Source organism: Aliagarivorans marinus DSM 23064, assembly GCF_000429485.1.
GTDB lineage: Bacteria > Pseudomonadota > Gammaproteobacteria > Enterobacterales > Celerinatantimonadaceae > Aliagarivorans > Aliagarivorans marinus.
Genome location: NZ_AUBY01000015.1, coordinates 63,132 through 80,909, shown reverse-complemented (window position 1 = coordinate 80,909; position 17,778 = coordinate 63,132). Strand labels below are relative to the sequence as shown.

At 54.6% G+C, this 17,778-nt stretch carries 21 protein-coding genes; 11 read left to right on the top strand and 10 right to left on the bottom strand.

Features of this window, described 5'->3' with window-relative positions; all coding sequences use genetic code 11:
• Positions 1 to 45: 45 nt before the first annotated feature.
• From tdh to G461_RS0106440, 3 genes are all read right to left on the bottom strand, one after another.
• Positions 46 to 1,068: an L-threonine 3-dehydrogenase gene (gene tdh / locus G461_RS0106450; protein WP_026971217.1), complete on the bottom strand. Its 1,023-nt coding sequence runs from the start codon at positions 1,066 to 1,068 to the stop codon at positions 46 to 48.
• Positions 1,068 to 2,258 carry a glycine C-acetyltransferase gene (locus G461_RS0106445; protein WP_026971216.1) on the bottom strand — a complete coding sequence of 397 codons (1,191 nt, stop codon included), beginning with the start codon at positions 2,256 to 2,258 and terminating at the stop codon, positions 1,068 to 1,070. Before G461_RS0106445 ends, tdh begins: the two co-directional genes overlap by 1 nt.
• Before the next feature lie 98 nt (positions 2,259 to 2,356).
• Positions 2,357 to 2,995, bottom strand: a complete 639-nt coding sequence (locus G461_RS0106440) for a TetR/AcrR family transcriptional regulator (RefSeq protein WP_026971215.1) — start codon at positions 2,993 to 2,995, stop codon at positions 2,357 to 2,359.
• A gap of 155 nt (positions 2,996 to 3,150) precedes the next feature.
• Here G461_RS0106440 and rfaD point away from each other — a divergent pair, with 155 nt between their 5' ends.
• The 4 genes from rfaD (at position 3,151) to waaA (ending at position 7,379) form a co-directional block, all read left to right on the top strand.
• Complete coding sequence (rfaD, locus tag G461_RS0106435) at positions 3,151 to 4,092, top strand: ADP-glyceromanno-heptose 6-epimerase (protein ID WP_026971214.1); 942 nt, start codon at positions 3,151 to 3,153, stop codon at positions 4,090 to 4,092.
• Positions 4,093 to 4,130: 38 nt separating this feature from the next.
• Positions 4,131 to 5,171 carry a lipopolysaccharide heptosyltransferase II gene (gene waaF, locus G461_RS0106430; protein WP_026971213.1) on the top strand — a complete coding sequence of 347 codons (1,041 nt, stop codon included), beginning with the start codon at positions 4,131 to 4,133 and terminating at the stop codon, positions 5,169 to 5,171.
• 114 nt (positions 5,172 to 5,285) lie between these two features.
• Positions 5,286 to 6,023 carry a glycosyltransferase family 25 protein gene (locus G461_RS23490; RefSeq protein ID WP_084429054.1) on the top strand — a complete coding sequence of 246 codons (738 nt, stop codon included), beginning with the start codon at positions 5,286 to 5,288 and terminating at the stop codon, positions 6,021 to 6,023.
• Positions 6,024 to 6,113: 90 nt separating this feature from the next.
• Positions 6,114 to 7,379: a lipid IV(A) 3-deoxy-D-manno-octulosonic acid transferase gene (gene waaA, locus G461_RS0106420; RefSeq protein ID WP_026971212.1), complete on the top strand. Its 1,266-nt coding sequence runs from the start codon at positions 6,114 to 6,116 to the stop codon at positions 7,377 to 7,379.
• Here the strand turns inward: waaA and G461_RS0106415 are convergent.
• Positions 7,359 to 8,090, bottom strand: coding sequence for a 3-deoxy-D-manno-octulosonic acid kinase (locus G461_RS0106415; RefSeq protein WP_026958174.1), 732 nt, complete (start codon positions 8,088 to 8,090; stop codon positions 7,359 to 7,361). The genes waaA and G461_RS0106415 overlap by 21 nt on opposite strands.
• An 87-nt stretch (positions 8,091 to 8,177) precedes the next feature.
• On the opposite strand from G461_RS0106415, the gene G461_RS0106410 reads away from it, so the two are divergent.
• The gene (locus G461_RS0106410; RefSeq protein WP_026971211.1) at positions 8,178 to 9,224 is read left to right on the top strand and encodes a glycosyltransferase family 9 protein; all 1,047 of its coding nucleotides are present in this window, start codon (positions 8,178 to 8,180) and stop codon (positions 9,222 to 9,224) included.
• Positions 9,221 to 9,991, top strand: a complete 771-nt coding sequence (locus G461_RS0106405; protein ID WP_026971210.1) for a glycosyltransferase family 2 protein — start codon at positions 9,221 to 9,223, stop codon at positions 9,989 to 9,991. The genes G461_RS0106410 and G461_RS0106405 overlap by 4 nt, the downstream gene beginning before the upstream one ends.
• A 10-nt stretch (positions 9,992 to 10,001) precedes the next feature.
• On the opposite strand, the gene G461_RS0106400 is transcribed toward G461_RS0106405, so the two are convergent.
• The gene (locus G461_RS0106400) at positions 10,002 to 11,027 is read right to left on the bottom strand and encodes a glycosyltransferase family 9 protein (protein WP_026971209.1); all 1,026 of its coding nucleotides are present in this window, start codon (positions 11,025 to 11,027) and stop codon (positions 10,002 to 10,004) included.
• Between the two features lie 157 nt (positions 11,028 to 11,184).
• Between G461_RS0106400 and coaD the strand changes: the two genes are divergently transcribed.
• Positions 11,185 to 11,664: a pantetheine-phosphate adenylyltransferase gene (gene coaD / locus G461_RS0106395; RefSeq protein WP_026971208.1), complete on the top strand. Its 480-nt coding sequence runs from the start codon at positions 11,185 to 11,187 to the stop codon at positions 11,662 to 11,664.
• Between the two features lie 12 nt (positions 11,665 to 11,676).
• On the opposite strand, the gene mutM is transcribed toward coaD, so the two are convergent.
• The 5 genes from mutM to radC all read right to left on the bottom strand — a co-directional run bounded on the left by mutM (position 11,677) and on the right by radC (position 14,326).
• The gene (gene mutM / locus G461_RS0106390; protein ID WP_026971207.1) at positions 11,677 to 12,489 is read right to left on the bottom strand and encodes a bifunctional DNA-formamidopyrimidine glycosylase/DNA-(apurinic or apyrimidinic site) lyase; all 813 of its coding nucleotides are present in this window, start codon (positions 12,487 to 12,489) and stop codon (positions 11,677 to 11,679) included.
• An 11-nt stretch (positions 12,490 to 12,500) separates the two neighbouring features.
• Positions 12,501 to 12,965, bottom strand: coding sequence for a hypothetical protein (locus G461_RS25420; RefSeq protein WP_051333399.1), 465 nt, complete (start codon positions 12,963 to 12,965; stop codon positions 12,501 to 12,503).
• Positions 12,966 to 13,100: 135 nt separating this feature from the next.
• Positions 13,101 to 13,256, bottom strand: coding sequence for a 50S ribosomal protein L33 (gene rpmG / locus G461_RS0106380; protein ID WP_285762680.1), 156 nt, complete (start codon positions 13,254 to 13,256; stop codon positions 13,101 to 13,103).
• A 23-nt stretch (positions 13,257 to 13,279) separates the two neighbouring features.
• Positions 13,280 to 13,516, bottom strand: a complete 237-nt coding sequence (rpmB, locus tag G461_RS25820; RefSeq protein WP_084404950.1) for a 50S ribosomal protein L28 — start codon at positions 13,514 to 13,516, stop codon at positions 13,280 to 13,282.
• A gap of 135 nt (positions 13,517 to 13,651) precedes the next feature.
• Positions 13,652 to 14,326, bottom strand: a complete 675-nt coding sequence (radC, locus tag G461_RS0106375; protein WP_026971206.1) for a RadC family protein — start codon at positions 14,324 to 14,326, stop codon at positions 13,652 to 13,654.
• Between the two features lie 167 nt (positions 14,327 to 14,493).
• Here radC and coaBC point away from each other — a divergent pair, with 167 nt between their 5' ends.
• The 4 genes from coaBC to mscS all read left to right on the top strand — a co-directional run bounded on the left by coaBC (position 14,494) and on the right by mscS (position 17,753).
• Positions 14,494 to 15,729 (top strand): bifunctional phosphopantothenoylcysteine decarboxylase/phosphopantothenate--cysteine ligase CoaBC, encoded by a 1,236-nt coding sequence (gene coaBC, locus G461_RS0106370; RefSeq protein WP_026971205.1) that lies wholly within the window; start codon positions 14,494 to 14,496, stop codon positions 15,727 to 15,729.
• A complete protein-coding gene (dut, locus tag G461_RS0106365) occupies positions 15,726 to 16,181 on the top strand; it encodes a dUTP diphosphatase (RefSeq protein ID WP_026971204.1) in 456 nt (151 codons plus the stop codon). Before coaBC ends, dut begins: the two co-directional genes overlap by 4 nt.
• 32 nt (positions 16,182 to 16,213) lie before the next feature.
• Positions 16,214 to 16,807: a nucleoid occlusion factor SlmA gene (slmA, locus tag G461_RS0106360; protein WP_026958165.1), complete on the top strand. Its 594-nt coding sequence runs from the start codon at positions 16,214 to 16,216 to the stop codon at positions 16,805 to 16,807.
• Positions 16,808 to 16,922: 115 nt separating this feature from the next.
• Positions 16,923 to 17,753: a small-conductance mechanosensitive channel MscS gene (gene mscS / locus G461_RS0106355; RefSeq protein ID WP_026971203.1), complete on the top strand. Its 831-nt coding sequence runs from the start codon at positions 16,923 to 16,925 to the stop codon at positions 17,751 to 17,753.
• Positions 17,754 to 17,778: the final 25 nt, after the last annotated feature.

Below are 17,778 nucleotides of genomic sequence, written 5' to 3'. Positions count from 1 at the left end.
CTGAACAGTCTGATACCGCCTGTGCTACTCTCTAACAGCTAGACCTCACCAACTCAACACCACTTTGCCACTCTCACCTGAACGCATCACATCAAAGCCTTTCTGGAAGTCATCGATTGCGTAATGGTGGGTGATGATGGGAGAGATATCTAAGCCGGACTGGATAAGGCTGGCCATTTTATACCAAGTTTCGAACATTTCACGTCCGTATATCCCTTTTATCACCAAGCCCTTAAATATCACCTGATTCCAATCCACCGCCATATCACTCGGTGGAATACCTAGCATGGCGATTTTTCCGCCGTGATTCATGGTGTTAAGCATGGTGTTGAAGGCTGAAGGTACGCCCGACATCTCCATGCCAACATCAAAGCCTTCGGTCATCTTCAGCTCAACCATCACATCTTCGAGGCGCTCTTCGGCCACATTCACCGTGCGGGTAGCACCAAGTTTAGCAGCCAACTCTAAGCGGTAAGGATTAACATCGGTAATCACTACATGACGCGCCCCCACGTGACGAGCAATCGCAGCTGCCATGGCACCTATCGGTCCAGCTCCGGTGATAAGTACGTCTTCGCCGACCAAATCGAAGCTCAAGGCAGTGTGCACCGCATTACCGAGGGGGTCGAAGATAGCGGCCAAATCGTCGCTGATCTCATCGGGTAGCTTGAAGGCGTTGACCGCAGGGATCACCAGATACTCGGCGAAGCTACCTTGGCGATTTACCCCGACACCCACGGTATTACGGCACAAGTGGGTGCGGCCACCTCGGCAATTACGGCAGTGGCCACAGGTGATATGGCCTTCACCGGAGACACGGTCTCCCACCTCAAAGCCACGCACTTCTTGACCAATGGCCACCACTTCGCCGGCGTACTCATGACCAACCACCATAGGTACTGGAATGGTCTTCTGTGACCACTCGTCCCAGTTGTAGATATGCACGTCGGTACCGCAGATGGCGGTCTTGTTAATCTTGATAAGCAGATCGTTATGGCCAAGCTCAGGCATCGGCTCATCGGTCATCCAGATGCCCGGCTTCGCATGCAGTTTGGAAAGCGCCTTCATTAGATCACTCCCAGCTCTTTGCCCACTTCAATGAACGAGGCCACCGCATGACGGATTTGCTCCTCGCTGTGCGCCGCCGACATCTGAGTGCGGATCCGCGCCTGGCCTTTTGGCACTACCGGGAAGGAGAAACCAATCACGTAGATGCCACGAGCCAGCAAGGCATCCGCAAAGTCACTGGCCAGTTTGGCGTCGCCCAACATCACTGGGATGATGGCATGGTCGGCACCAGCTAAGCTAAACCCAGCCTCACTCATCAGCTCACGGAACAGCTTGGCGTTGCTCCACAAGCGCTCACGTAGCTCGCCGCTCTCACGCAGCAGGCGCAGGGTTTCCAGCGACGCGCTAACAATAGATGGTGCCAATGAGTTAGAAAACAGGTAAGGGCGCGAGCGCTGACGCAGCCAGTCAACCACCTCTTTCTTAGCCGAGGTGTAACCGCCCGAGGCGCCGCCCATAGCTTTGCCCAAGGTGCCGGTGATGATATCAACCCGCTCCATCACCTTATGGTATTCATGGGTGCCGCGACCTTGTCCGCCAACAAAGCCCACCGCGTGGGAGTCATCCACCATTACCAGCGCGTTGTATTGCTCGGCTAAGTCACAGATACCCGGAAGGTTGGCAATCACCCCATCCATCGAGAACACGCCATCGGTGGCAATCAACTTGTGACGCGCACCGGCTTCGTCGGCTTCGATCAGGCAACGTTCCAGCTCTTGCAAATCGTTGTTGGCGTAGCGAAAGCGCTTGGCCTTACACAGACGTACACCGTCTATGATCGAGGCATGGTTGAGGGCGTCGGAGATAATCGCATCTTCAGGGCCGAGCAGGGTTTCAAACAGACCCGCGTTGGCATCGAAGCAAGAAGAGTAAAGGATGGTATCTTCCATCCCCAGAAAATCACTCAGCTCTTGCTCGAGCTGTTTGTGAATATCTTGGGTACCACAGATAAAGCGCACCGAGGCGACACCAAAGCCATGGCTGTCTAGGCCCTGTTTCGCGGCATCAATCAATCGAGGGTGGTTGGCCAAGCCCAAGTAATTGTTGGCACAAAAGTTAACCACCTGCTGCTCGGCAACCAAGATGGATGCCTGCTGTTGGGACTCGATTACACGTTCGTTCTTGTACAGGCCTTCCTGTTTAACCTGCTCAAGTTGTTGACGGATCTGGGAATAAAATGACTCAACCATGTGAAACCCTTCGATAAGTGGACATTACGATGCATTATAGTGCCACAACGGGTTAAAATCAGTGGATAAACCAGATCCAATGGGTATTTTATGGTGTTTTAGCCAAATGCCAGTTCACTGTAATGTTGCTCTAGGCGATCACAGGTAGAGCGGGAGGTCTCAGTAAAGTACGGACGCAGCAATACCAGCACCTGAAGCACGCCTTTGTAGAGGGTCGATTTATCGATTTCGCCTTTGTCCTTCTGCACGCTTTGATAAACGATCCACGCGCCAACAATAAACTTCACCATATCGGCCAGCTCTTCCATGGTCTTGTCATCACCCGCTAAAAAGCGACTATCGCGCAGCTGAACAAGAATTGCTCTTACCCACTCCACCAAGTCTTCCTGGATGGCGTGATAGCGTGCCTTCATCCCTTCATCACGCGCCAGCAACTCCGCCAAGTTGGCGTAGAGGAAGCGAAACTGCCACATGATCTCAAAGCAGGCATCGAGATAGGCGGTCACTTGCTCCAGCGTGAGCCGCTGGTCCGCTTGAGGGCGAAAGCTGTCGCGCAGCTGCTGCTCATACTGGGCAAAGATGCTGCAGATGATCTCTTGCTTGTTGCTGAAGTGGTAGTAGAGATTACCGGGGCTGATCCCCAGCTCCGCAGCAATGTGATTGGTGGTCACGTTTCGCTCGCCGAGGCGGTTAAACATATCGAGCGAAACCAATACGATTTTTTCTTTTGTCTTCATAGTTTACTGGACTTTTGAGTAGCGCTTTTTCATTGATACCGACAATACCCTCTTAAATCTAGCGCTTCTTTACAGATCAGAGCTGTCGCAGTTTGCTATTGACTCCTCTGCGGCATAAAATCTCAGCACTTTCCCACCGGACAAAGGTAGCACCCATGATCATCGTCACTGGTGGCGCCGGCTTTATTGGCGCAAACATTGTTAAGCAGCTCAACGAGCAAGGTATTACTGACATCATCGTCGTCGACGACCTCAAGGATGGCACCAAATTCGTCAACTTGGTTGACCTGGAAATCGCAGACTATCTGGATAAAGACGACTTTATTGCCCGTATCGTGTCTGGCGAAGACTTCGGCCCGATCGAAGCGATGTTCCACGAAGGCGCTTGCTCAGCCACCACCGAGTGGGATGGCAAGTACATGATGGAGAACAACTACGAGTACTCCAAAGAGCTGCTGCACTACTGCCTGGAACGTGAGATTCCTTTCCTGTACGCCTCATCGGCCGCCACCTACGGCGACACCGAGGTGTTCAAGGAAGAAAAGCAGTACGAAGGCCCGCTTAACGTGTATGGCTACTCCAAGCTGCAGTTCGACAACTACGTACGTCGCCTGTTGCCGGAGATCCGCTCGCAAGTGGTTGGCTTCCGTTACTTCAATGTGTACGGCCCACGAGAGCAGCACAAAGGCTCGATGGCCAGTGTTGCCTTCCACCTGAACAACCAAGTTAACGACGGCAAGAACCCACGCTTGTTCGAGGGTTATGACGGCTACGAAGATGGCGGGCAGATGCGCGACTTCGTCTACGTGGGCGACGTATGCAAGGTGAACCTGTGGTTCTGGAAACACCCTGAGATCAGCGGTATCTTCAACCTAGGTACTGGCCGCGCCGAACCGTTCCGCGCAGTTGCTGAAGCGGTCATCAAACACCATGGCAAAGGCGAGATTGAGTACATCCCGTTCCCAGACCATCTAAAAGGCTGCTACCAAAGCTTTACCCAAGCAGACTTAAGCAAACTGCGCGATGCCGGTTACAGCGACGAGTTCAAAAGCGTTGCTGAAGGCGTTGCCGAGTACATGAGCTGGTTGAATAAATAATTATAAGGAAGGGGCTTAGCCCCTCATCTGAGCGCTGTATGAAAATCCTCGTAGTCGGTCCTTCCTGGGTGGGGGACATGGTTATGTCTCAGAGCCTGTATATGGCTCTAAAACAACATTACCCCGATGCCCAACTTGACGTGCTGGCCCCAGATTGGTGCCGGCCACTGCTAGAACGCATGCCGGAAGTCGACAACGCGCTCCGCATGCCGCTCGGTCATGGCGACCTCAAGCTAGGCGTGCGTCGAAAGCTTGGGCTGGAGCTGGCCAAACAAGGCTACGATTGGGCAATCACCCAGCCAAACTCGATGAAATCGGCGCTGGTCCCGTTCTTTGCCAAGATCCCACGCCGCACCGGCTGGAAGGGCGAGAGCCGCTACTGGGTACTGAACGATCGCCGCGACAACAAGCTCGATTTTCCCTTGATGGTGGAGCGCTATGTCTCGTTGGCCTTCCCCGCGGAAGAGATGACCAACGCCACTAAGCTCCCCAGCTATCCGCACCCCAAGCTGTCAGCCGACATCGACAATCAGCAACAGCAGCTACGCCAGCTTAACCTCAAGCAGGACCGTCCTATTCTGGCAATGTGCCCCGGCGCTGAGTTTGGCCCGGCCAAACGTTGGCCTGAGCAGCATTATGCCGAGGTTGCGCGAGTGTGGATTGAGCAATACAACGGTCAGGTGTGGATATTCGGCTCCAACAAAGACGCCGCGGTGGCCGATGCCATCAAGGCACATTTGGATGACGCCCAGCAAGCCCACTGCCGCAGCCTGGCAGGGCGCACCCAGCTTGCTGATGCCATCGATCTGATGGCCTGCGCCAATCTGGCGATCTCGAATGATTCCGGCTTGATGCATATTGCAGCGGCCCTAGGGCTGCCGCTAATTGCGGTGTATGGCTCATCATCGCCTGAGTACACGCCGCCACTCAGTGAGGTCACCGCCACCCTGCACACCGATATCGGCTGCCGACCGTGTTTTAAGAAGACCTGCCGCTTTGGCCACAATAAGTGTCTGACCGAGCTCTCTCCCTCGCACGCTATTTCCGCCATTGAGCTGCTGCTAGGCAAGCCTGCTTAGCCATTATTAAAAACTGGTGGTCATGTTTTGGCCACCTTGATCCCACCCTATAAACTTAGCAATAACTTTGGTTATAATCGCCCCCGCAAATCCTAACCAAGGGCTACTAACCCAATGAAAATCTTTGTTATTAACTTAAGTCGTGCGACGGAACGCAGAGCCAGAATGCAGAGTTCGTTCGAGCAGATGGAGTTGGAGTTTGAGTTCTTTGATGCGGTCGATGCATCGCTACCCATGGACCATGTGAGTGTCTACAACGACAAGAAACGGGTGCACCGTAAAGGCAGCGGTTTGGTCCCCGGTGAAGTGGGCTGCTTTGCCAGTCACTATCTGATGTGGAAGAAAGCCGTAGAGCTTAATGAGACGATCGTGGTGCTAGAAGATGACGCAGTACTCAGCGATGAGTTCAAAGACGTACTGGAAAACCACATCCCCCGCGATTTGCTGGAAAAGAACGGTTATCTGCGCTTGGGCAAAGGCACCACCAACACCCCTAAACTGCACGTCCAAGACCGCGTATACAAATACCTGAAATGGCCCGCCTCCGCCGCAGGCTACATTATTACACCAGCTGGCGCCGAGCGCTTCTTGAAACACACCGAGCATGAATGGGTAGATGCGGTAGATAACTACATGGACAAAGACTATCTGCACGGTAACTACAACCTCGGGATCGAACCAGAGTTGCTGATTCAGAACGACCACGGACACAGCTTTATCCCCGGTCGCGAGCGCAAAAAAATCAGCCTGGGCCGACGACTGGTCAGAAACTTCTACCGTGGCCGCGAGTTGCTGATGACCCAGCTTGCCAACCTTAAGTTCCTGCTAGAGTACAAGCTGCTCAATCGCTAGATTTGCTTACGCGTTCGCCAAAAAGCTCACGAAACGCAGCTATTTCTATCAAGTAAGCCCCTGCTTTTGCTAAGGTTCAGCTAACACACAGTGAACCTTAGCCTAAACGTGCGGATCCTATACAACCTAGTTAACTTTCTAGCGCTCCCTTTCTTCCTCTACCAACTTTACTGGCCTCGCAACAACAAGCCCGGCTTCGGTGGCCGCTGGCCGGAACACTTTGGTATCAGCAAAGCGGTTAAGCAGGTCGATATCTGGCTGCACGCCGTATCCGTCGGTGAGGTTATCGCGGTCACTCCGCTGGTAAAGCAGCTCAAGCAGCAACACCCCGAGCTGAATATCCTGCTAACGACCACCACCGCCACCGGCTATCAGCAGGCCGAGCAACGCCTTAGCGAGGAGGTGACTCACCGCTATGCACCGTTGGACCTATGGCCGTGTATCAGCCTGTTCTTGCTCAAACACCAGCCGAAACAACTTTGGATCATGGAAACCGAACTATGGCCCAACTGGCTGGGCCGTTGCGCCAGCAAGGCGATCCCAGTCAAGCTGATCAACGCCCGTATGTCGGAGCGCTCTGCCCGCCGTTACCTAAAATTGCGCAGTGCCACTCGACCGCTGTTCTCGAAGCTGGATCTGGTACTAGCGCAGCACCAAGACGACGCCGAACGCTTTCGCCAGTTAGGGGTAGAGCCCGCTCGCCTACAGGTGACTGGCAGTGTGAAGTACGATCTGCCCGACCAAAGCCAGCTAATGGAGCCGGCTAAGCAGTTTCGCGCCGCCTTTGAAGGGCGACCTTGTTGGATTGCCGCCAGCACCCACAAGGGCGAGGACGAGCAAGTATTGGCGATGCACCGCCAGCTGGTTGCTGACTACCCAGAGTTACTACTTATCTTGGTTCCGCGCCACCCTGAGCGCTTTAACAGCGTGGCGGAGCTAATTGAACAACAGGGCTGGCAAACGGCCCGCCGCAGCCATCAACAAATTATCGATGAGAAGGTACAGGTCTATCTGGCCGACACCATGGGCGAGCTGATGTTGATGTATGCTGCAGCAGATATCGCTTTTATCGGAGGCTCGCTGGTACCAGTGGGCGGACATAACTATTTAGAAGCGGCGGCCATGGACTTACCCATGGTGGCCGGGAGTCACGACTTCAACTTCAGTGATATCAGCCAGCAGCTGCAAGCCTGCGGGGCGCTTTATCTTAGCGCCGATATCGATGCTCTGGCTAAACAGCTGGCAAGGTGGCTGGATGATCCGCAGCTACGTAAGCAACAAGGCGAGCAGGGCGCGGAGATCGTCGAACTCAACCGCGGCGCGCTGGCACGCAGTCTACAATCCTTGCTTGAATGAGGCTTGATAGCCCTCTATCAGACACTGCCAGTCGGATCGCAGCCAATGGCAGTGGCTGCTGTTCTTCTGCTCTTTTTCCAAGGAGCGCAGCAAACGGTCCAGATTGGCCTGACGCCAGGATTTAGCAGGACGACGGTTACGCCCGTTGTCCCAGTCGATTAGCCACACCTGCTGCTGGTCGTCCAACATGATGTTACGCAAGTTTAAATCAGCGTGATAGATGCCATTAAGGTGGTATTGAGCGATAGTTTCGCCAATTCGCGCCCACTCCTCTGGCAGTAAGCGCTTGTGGCTGAGCAAATCGGCCATATCCCGCGCGTTGTCGATCTTCTCGGTAATCAAGTCAGCGCGACAGCTAAAGCCCTGACGCTTGAGGCGCGCCGCAATCGGCAAAGGCGCCTTCAGCCCTAAACTGCGGATCTGCGCCAGCAACTTAAACTCGCGCCAAACCCTGCTGCGGCTGAGCCCCAGATAGAAGTAGCGGTCATCGCTAATGCGCGACACCATACCGCCACGATGATAGTGGCGTAACACACAATCGCGATCCTGATAACGAAAGAACAGGGTCGTGCCACGGCCAGAGGCCTGTCCAATCACCGCTCGATTCTGCTGCCAATGACGGGGATAGAAGTAACTCTCCTGTACCTCAGTCCACACCTCTGGGTTGAAGAACATCCACCCATCATCCAGTCGTTGTTTTTCTATCTGCATGACACTACTTATTGTTATCGACGCGGGAATTTTACATCGTCACTTAGCAAAAGCATAATGCTGCCAACACCCGAATAGCCTGACACCATGAATAACACCGCCTCACCCAACACTATCTGCGTACTCCGCTTGTCTGCGATTGGCGACGTATGCAATGCGCTCGCAGCCGTCCAGCAAATCCAACAAGGTTTTCCCAAGGCAAAGATCACCTGGGTGTGTGGCAAGGCCGAGGCACGTTTACTGGCCATCTTCGACGATATCGAAGTCGTTGTCTTTGATAAATCCCAAGGCTGGCGCGGCTTAATCGCCTTACGCAAGCAGTTGGCAGGGCGCCGTTTTGATGTGCTACTGCATATGCAGGCGGCACTTCGAGCCAGCCTGTGTAGCCTGATGATATCGGCGAAGCGACGTATCGGTTTTGATCGCGCCCGCGCCAAAGATGGCCAATGGCTGTTTACCAGCGAGGCGATCCAAATCGCCAGCACTCCGCATGTACTCGACGGCTTCATGCAATTTGTGGCACAGCTGGGGTTGACGCCACAGCCTCCAAGCTGGCACGTGCCCTTAAGCGAGCAGGCCGTAACGTGGGCCAAGCAGACGCTGGGCGAGGGGAAGCATCTGCTAATCTGCCCAGCTGCTAGCAAAGACTACAAGAACTGGACGCTGGACGGCTATCAACAGCTGGCCGAGTATGCGCTTGAGCAAGGCTTTAGGGTAAGCCTGATCGGCAGCCCTTCCGCCAAAGAGAAGGCCTTAAGCGCCAAGCTAAGTCAGCGTTGCCAAGGCCAGCTCAACGACTTATGCGGGCACACCAGCTTAGAGCAGCTATGGGCGCTAATCCAACGCGCCGATCTACTGCTATCGCCAGACACCGGCCCTGCCCACATGGCCGTAGCCGTCGGCACCCCAGTGCTGGGGGTGTATGCTCACCATAACCCCAAGCGCACCGGCCCCTACTACAGTCAGGAGTATGTGGTTAGCGTGTGGCAGCAACTTATCGAAGCGCAACATCAGCGCCCGGCGGATCAGCTAAGCTGGCGCAGCCGAGTCAAAGACCCTAAAGCGATGCAAGCCATTGAGGCCGATCAGGTCATCGCCATGTTTCAACGAATTCAACGAGAGCATCAGCTATGAGTCATCCCAGTTTAGCAGTGGTCATCATTGCTAAGAACGAAGCCGACAACCTGGCCGAGTGTATCGCCAGTGCCGATTTTGCCGATCAAGTGGTGGTGTTTGACTCGGGCAGTAGCGATAACAGTCAGCAGATCGCCGAGCAGGCTGGTGCGGAGTTTCATCAGAACACCGAGTGGCCAGGCTTTGGTCGCCAACGCCAACTGGCCCAGCAAAAAGTTCGCTGTGACTGGTGCCTGTGGCTAGATGCCGATGAGCGAGTCAGTCCGGAGCTGGCACAGAGCATCAAGCAAGCCATCGCAGCCGATCAATCAGCGATCTACCAAATAGCGCGTAAATCGTGGGTGTTTGGCCGCTTTCTAGAGCACTGTGGCTGGTACCCTGATTGGGTGATTCGCCTGCATCCCACCGGGCTCACTCAATACGACGATGCGTTGGTACATGAGAAGCTGCAGATCCCTCAAGGGCAGCAGGTTCAAAAGCTACAGGGCGATCTACTGCACTATACCTACGAGTCGATGGAACATTATCTGGTGAAATCTGCCGGATACGCGCGGGCCTGGGCCGATCAGCGTCAGGCGCGCGGAAAGAAAAGCTCACTGGGCCAAGGCGTGCTGCATGCGGTGGGCTGTTTTTGCAAGATGTACCTGCTCAAACGCGGCTTCCTCGATGGCAAACAGGGCTTTTTGATCTCAGTGCTATCGGCCCACTCCACCTTTGTGAAGTATGCCGATCTGTGGGTGCGCGACAACGACAGCCGCAGCCAATAAGCGCGCTTGCTTAGCCGCGCTCACTCATCCATAGCTGGATCTTCACCGCCGCGTCGCTAACGTTAATCAGGCTCATGTCTTCTTGGGTCAGCTCACCCTCTGGCGGCGTGAAGGCCAGATGATTGCCCTCGCGGTTAAGCGGCTTCCAGCGAAGCGGCGTGGCGCTGCGGCGGCTTGGGAAAAAGCCCACGGTGGGCACGTCCAAGGCGCCGGCGATATGCAGCGGTCCAGTGGAGCCGGCAACAAACAGCTCGGCGCAGGCGAGCACCTCGCAGAACACATCCAGTCCCTGCTCGGAGTAATACAACTGCGCACACACATCGCGCTTACCCAAGGCACTGACCATCTCCTGCGCTTCGACCAGCTCGCCCGGGCCAGCGGTAATCACAAAGCAGCGCTGCGGCAGTAGCTGCGACAGGCACTCAATCAAACTCAGGTACTGCTCGAAGCTTAGATTGTTGGCCGAGCCGCCGCTGCCGATATGCACCATCACCAAGGGCCGAGTTTGCTGGTTAGCAAACTCACGCTCACGGCGAGCCGCCAGCTGCTCTGCGGAAAAGCTCAGATAGGGCGCGGAAACAGATGCAGCCTCAACCCCTTGCTGTTCTAAAAAGAAGCGGGTCAGATCGAGGTTATACTCCGATTCTGGCTTGAGAGATTGCGAGCGACGCTGCTTAAGGCGTTGATTAAACAGCAGTTGCGCCGCTTTAGTGGCCGGTGCACAGCGGCGCTTGATGCCCGCACTAAAGCCTAGCCAGGCGTTACGCATGGTAGAGAACAGGCACAAGTAGCCATCAAATTTTTGCTGGCGGATCTCCCGGCGCAGCTTGCCTTGCAGCTCGGAGCTGGCGGAGGAGCCACAGTCGATGATCACCTTATCGATCCACGGGCACAGCTCAGCAAGCGGGGCGGTATAGGAGGGCACCAGTGCAGTCACTTCAGTCTCGGGCATACTCTGCTTTAACATCGCAAAGCTTGGCCATGCCAGCATAAAGTCACCAATCTTGTCGTTTCTAACCACCAGTACTTTGTTCATCTCACCCTCCGTAAAAGCCGCTGTATTGTAACCCTATTTGCTCGCTAAATGCAGGATTAGCCAACACGATGAGACCCGCGCTTTCGCAAGGTTTCCCCTGACTCAGCAGGCTGGTTATAATCGGCTTCTTGATGGATATCTAAATGAGCAAGCTTGCATGTCAACCAAAGTACTTTACCCCGGCACCTTTGACCCGGTGACCAACGGACACAGTGATCTGATTCGGCGCGCCGCCAAGATGTTTGATCATGTGGTGGTGGCAGTGGCAGCCAGTCCAAGCAAGCAACCGTTGTTCTCCTTAGAAGAGCGGGTCGACTTGCTAGAGCAAGCCTGCAGCGAGTTGGATAACGTCTCGATCATCGGCTTCACCGATCTGTTGGTCAATCTGGCAAAGCAGCAGCAAGCCAACGTACTACTGCGTGGCCTGCGTACCGGCTCCGATTTCGAGTATGAGCTGCAGCTGGCAGATATGAACCGCCAGCTCGACCCCAACTTGGAGAGCGTATTCCTCACCCCCGGTGAGGGCGTATCGTTTATCTCATCCAGTCTGATTAAAGAGGTGGCCCGCCACGGCGGCGATATCCGTGGTTTTGTGGCGCCCCATGTCGCCAAGGCGGTGGCGGAAAAGCTTGCCTAGAGGTGCACACCGCTAGCGCTGACAGTGCGGGCAGAAAAAGGTATTGCGCTGGCCGATCCGCTCGGCCTTAATCAGCCCGCCGCAGCTATGGCAGGGCTGGTTTTCCCTCCCATACACATCCAACTGCTGGACAAAGTAACCGGGCTTACCCTCTGGGCTAGAGAAGTCTTTAAGCGTGGTGCCACCTTGCTCAATCGCCTCGGCCAGTACCTGCTTTATGTTCTCGGTAAGCTCCGTTAAGCGCTTCGCCGATACCTTATTGGCGGAGCGCTTAGGGTGAATACCGCTGCGAAACAGCGCTTCATTGGCGTAGATATTCCCCACACCCACCACCACTTTGTTGTCCATCACAAACTGCTTGATGGCCACGCTACGCTTTTGCGCCTGCTCCAATAGGTACTTAGCGCTAAAGGCCTCAGAGAGGGGCTCAGGGCCCAGATTGGCCAACAGTGGATAAGCCTCCAGCGGCAGCTCACAGAGCAGCACGCAGCCAAAACGGCGCGGATCGTTAAGCCTGAGCAGTTGGTCGCTTTGCAGCACAATGTCCACATGGTCGTGCTTTTGCGCAGGGGTGCCTGTTGGCAGAACCCGCAGACTCCCCGACATCCCCAGGTGAATCACGATATGCCCAGCAGTCGTTTCCAGCAGCAGATACTTAGCGCGGCGGCGCACGCTGATAATCTCGCAGCCGACACATTGCTGGATCTGCTCAGGCACAGGCCAACGCAACTTGGGTTGGCGCACCTCAATCGCGGCGATAACTTGCCCTTCGATATGCGGGGCAATACCGCGGCGGCTGGTTTCTACCTCGGGTAACTCAGGCATAGCGATAAACCTTATTGTGGCGCGAACAGCAGCTCATAGGTGCCCGGGTCGAGTTCCAGTAGCTGCCCTTGCCAGTTGGAGATGACCCGCCGCTCTGGCAGCTCAAACAGGGTCAGTTGCAGGGGCTCACTGAGCGAGGCCAGATACACGCTAACCTGTGAGGTTTGCGCCGCACCGCCCACCGCTTGCTCCCACGGGCTCAGCTCGGCATGCATCCAGGCATCGATCGTGGTAATCGGGCTGGCATTGACGGCGGCATTGCTGGTGGACTCGACATGCCACTCGGTACCATGGCGCTCGATAGTGCGATCGGGAAGGTTGAGCTGCAAAATCACCGCCCCCTCAGGCAGTAGGCGGCCAGCGCTGATCTCTGCGGGTTGCTCGCCTGGGCGTAGCTCGAAAAAGCGGAAGGTGAGGATCATGGCCGCGACAGTCAGAATAATCACGTTATTCCAGGCGCGTCGACTTAACTTCATGTAAAAACTCCATTTGCAGCAAGTGCCAAACATCGAACTGGCACGTGGCATCATGATACGCAGAGCCCGCCGCCGCCGCAATTGGGGCATAAAAAAACCCGGCCAGAGCCGGGTTTTTGCAAAGCAGAAAAAATCTTATTTGATTTTGCCTTCTTTGTACATAACGTGCTTGCGAACTACAGGATCAAACTTTTTGATCTCCATTTTCTCAGGCATGTTACGTTTGTTTTTGTCAGTGGTATAGAAGTGACCAGTACCAGCTGATGAGTTCAAACGAATTTTTTCGCGAATACCTTTAGCCATTTTTTAGCCCCTTATACCTTTTCACCGCGAGCGCGCATTTCAGCCAATACAGCGTCAATACCTTTCTTATCGATAACACGCATACCTTTAGTAGATACACGTAGTTTAACGAAACGTTTTTCGCTCTCTACCCAAAAACGGTGAGATTGAAGGTTAGGCAAAAAACGACGACGAGTGCGGTTTTTTGCGTGTGATACGTTGTTACCAACGGCTGGTTTTTTACCAGTTACTTGGCATACTCTAGACATGTCAGTCTTCTCCAAAAAATACTTCTGCTCGAGCACCTGTTAGCGCCCCGTGTGGCCGTCGCCCGGGACGACACAGAAAGGCCGCATTTTATACAGCAAAAGGCGCGGTTGATCAACTAAAAAGTGAACAAATGATCATATCCACCCGCGTTCGGCGAAGGAAACCGTTTCGCCATGTCCAACCACGATATGATCAAGCACCCTAACATCTATCAAGGCGAGGGCATTGATCAGTCGATCGGTTAAATGTCGATCTGCCTGGCTCGGCTCCGCCACCCCAGAGGGATGATTGTGAGCCAATATGACTGCGGCGGCATTGACTTCAAGCACTCGCTGCACCACCACGCGCGGGTATACGCTGGCAGCATCTATCGTTCCATAGAAGAGCGGCGCGAATTGTACCACTCGGTGCTGATTATCCAATAGCAGAATCGCAAATACTTCCCGCTGTTGGCCACTTAATTCCATTGATAAGTAGTTTCGCGCGGCATCGGCGCTGTCTAAAACGGAGAGATCCTGCATCTCTTGCTCCAGATAGCGGCGACTCATCTCGATACAGGCTTGCAATTGCACAAACTTGGCCTCACCCAGCCCAAGCTCTTGGCAGAAGCGCTCTAGCGGCGCACTGAGCACCCCTCGCAGCGAGCCAAAACGCTCTAACAGATGCTGCGCTAGCCCCACCGCATCCAAGCCGGGAATACCAGTGCGCAGGAATATCGCCAACAACTCGGCATCACTGAGTGCTTTAGCCCCTTGGCTTAATAGCTTCTCGCGCGGCCGCTGCTGCTTGGGCCAGTGTTTTATCGCCATATCTTGATCGCCATACTTTTCCCTTGTAATGATAATTAACACATTAGAGTTGTTAGCATAGTTGGCCAGTCCTTACTTGCCATCGCAAAGACGCCATTAGGCTGTTTCGCATCCGGCAATATTCGCTGCTATGGATTTGTGATAGTCTTGGCAACGCATTGTGATCAATGGGAAACTTTCTGAATATGCAGGCAACCCGCAAGGTACTTTTAGCGATTAGTGGTGGCATTGCCGCCTACAAAACCCCGGAAATCGTGCGTCGATTAAAAGACCGCGGTATCGAGGTACGTGTCGCGATGACTCAACATGCTCAGGGCTTTATCACGCCACTGACATTGCAAGCTGTCTCCGGTGAACCGGTAAGCAGCGCCTTGATCGATCCCGAAGCCGAAGCCGCAATGAGCCATATCGAGCTGGCCAAATGGCCCGATCTGATTGTGGTCGCCCCAGCCACCGCCAATATTGTTGCCAAACTCAGCCACGGCTTGGCCGATGATTTAGTTAGCACCTTGCTGCTGGCAACCGACGCCCCGATCGCCATCGTGCCGGCGATGAATCAACAGATGTTCGGCGCACCAGCCACCCAAGACAACCTTGCACTGCTGGCCAAACGAGGTGTACTTCAGTGGGGCCCAGCCAGCGGCGAACAAGCCTGTGGCGATGTTGGCAAGGGCCGGATGATCGAACCGATGGCGGTGGTTGAAGCCGTTAGCCAGTTCTTCGAGAGTCAGCAAAAGCCCCAGCTACTGGCTGGCACCCGTATCAAGATCACCGCCGGCCCGACCCGCGAGGCCATCGACCCGGTGCGCTACATCTCTAACCACAGCTCCGGCAAGATGGGCTTTGCTCTGGCCCAAGCCGCACAACAGTTGGGCGCCGACGTTGAGCTGATTAGCGGCCCGGTTAATCTGGCCACCCCAAGTGGGGTACAGCGCACCTCGGTCACCAGCGCCCAGCAGATGCTCGAAGCCAGCATGAATGAGATCGCTCAATGCGATATCTTCATCAGCTGCGCCGCCGTGGCCGATTACCGGGTGGCGGAAGTGGCCGAGCAGAAGATTAAGAAGAGTGGCGACAATATCCATTTGTCGCTGACCAAGAATCCAGATATCGTCGCCAGCGTTGCGGCGTTGGATAATAAACCCTTCACCATCGGCTTTGCCGCCGAAACCCAAAATGTGAAGGATTACGCTTTAGGTAAGCTCAAAGCTAAAAACTTGGACATGATCGCCGCTAACGACGTATCCAACACAGATTTAGGCTTTAACAGCGATAACAATGCCTTAAGTGTCTATTGGAATAACGGTAATAAGGAGCTCGCGCCCTGCAGCAAGACTGAGCTGGCCGAGCAATTAATGAACTTAGTAGCACAGCACTACCAAAAGACGAAACCAACACAATGAAGCAAATTGAATTAAAGATCCTCGATGCGCGGATCGGCAACGAATTCCCCTTGCCTGACTACGCCACCCCCGGCTCTGCCGGCATGGACCTGCGCGCTTGTTTAGATGAAGCGGTCTCCCTAGAGCCGGGCCAGACCCAGCTTCTGCCGACCGGCTTGGCCATCCACATCGCCGACCCAAGCCTGGCCGCCACCATCCTGCCGCGCTCTGGTCTGGGCCATAAACACGGCATCGTACTGGGCAACCTAGTGGGCCTTATTGATTCCGACTACCAAGGCCAGCTGATGGTCTCTTGCTGGAACCGCGGCCAAGACAGCTTCACCATCGAACCCGGTGAGCGTATTGCCCAGCTGGTGTTTGTACCGATAGTACAAGCCCAATTCGAGATTGTTGAGGATTTTGCCGACTCTGAGCGCGGTGAAGGTGGCTTTGGCCACACCGGTAAACACTAATTCCACCTGCGCAGAGAAGGAAATACAGCACTATGGCGGGAAATAATAAAACCAATCGCCGCGAACAAATCTTGCAAGCGCTTGCCCAAATGTTGGAGTCCAACCACGGTCAACGCATTACCACCGCTAACCTGGCCAAACAGGTTGGGGTATCGGAGGCGGCGCTCTATCGCCACTTCCCAAGCAAGGCCCGGATGTTCGAAGGTCTTATCGAGTTTATTGAAGAAGCACTGCTATCACGCATCAACCTGATCCAAGACGAGCAAAAGCAGACCCTGGCGCGCTGTCAGAGCATTCTGCTGCTGATTTTGGGCTTCTGTGAGCGCAACCCAGGCCTCAGCCGCATCATCACCGGTGATGCGCTGCAGGGCGAGCATGAGCGCCTGCGGGCCCGTGTCAGCGTATTGTTCGAGAAAATTGAACTGCAGCTTAAGCAAGTACTGCGCGAGCGCAAACTGCGTGAAGGCGAGGCCTTCGACATCGAAGAAGGCTCACTCGCAACCCTGCTGCTAGCCTATACCGAAGGTCGAGTTAGCCAGTATGTGCGCAGCGAGTTCAAACTCAAGCCCACCGCACAGTTTGACGTGCACTGGCAGTTCCTCGAAAGCCAGATGAGCGCAAGCTAAACTAAGGCCCTCTTTATGAGGGCTTTTTTTCAGCAAAGCCGCAGGGAAGCTGCTAGATTAGAAAGGCGCTAAAAACGCGACTCACTTTTAACCTCACTTGTTGGAGAGCCCATACATGGACGTATTTGGATCCGGTAGCTCTTGGATTGAACAAAACCAAGATTTAATCATTCAGTATCTGGTCAATATTGCCGCGGCATTGATCATCATCGTTGTCGGCTTCATCGTGGCCGGAATTCTCGCCCGAGGCGTCGAAAAACTGCTGAACGCCCGCAACCTCGATAACACCATCAGCCACTTTATCGGCTCGCTAGTGAAGTATGGCGTAATCGCCTTTGTTCTCATCGCAGCACTATCGCGGGTGGGTGTGCAAACCGCCTCGTTCGTCGCAGTCATCGGTGCCGCCGGTTTAGCGATTGGCTTAGCGCTGCAAGGTTCACTATCAAACTTCGCCGCAGGCGTGCTAATTATCGGTTTCCGCCCCTTTAAAGCCGGTGACTTTGTTGAAATCGCTGGGGTATCTGGCGCAGTGCAATCGGTGCATATCTTCACCACCGAACTAACTACCCCTGACAACAAGCTGGTGGTGGTACCCAACTCATCGGTACTGGGCGGCAACATCGTTAACTACTCCGCGAAAGATAAGCGCCGTATCGACTTGGTGATTGGTGTTGGCTACAACGCTGATTTGGCCAAAACCAAGCAAGTGCTGCGCGCAGTGTGTGAAGCCGACGAGCGGGTATTGAAAGACCCTGATATCACCGTGGGCGTAGTAGAGCTGGCCGACAGCTCGGTGAACTTTGTGGTCCGCCCATGGGTGCGTACCGCCGATTACTGGGGCACCTATTTTGACTTGATGGAGAACATCAAGAACGAGCTGGATAAAGCTGGTATCGAGATCCCCTTCCCACAGATGGATGTGCATCTGGACAAAGCTGCCAGCTAACACCTTGGCAAGCGCTGCTACCGAG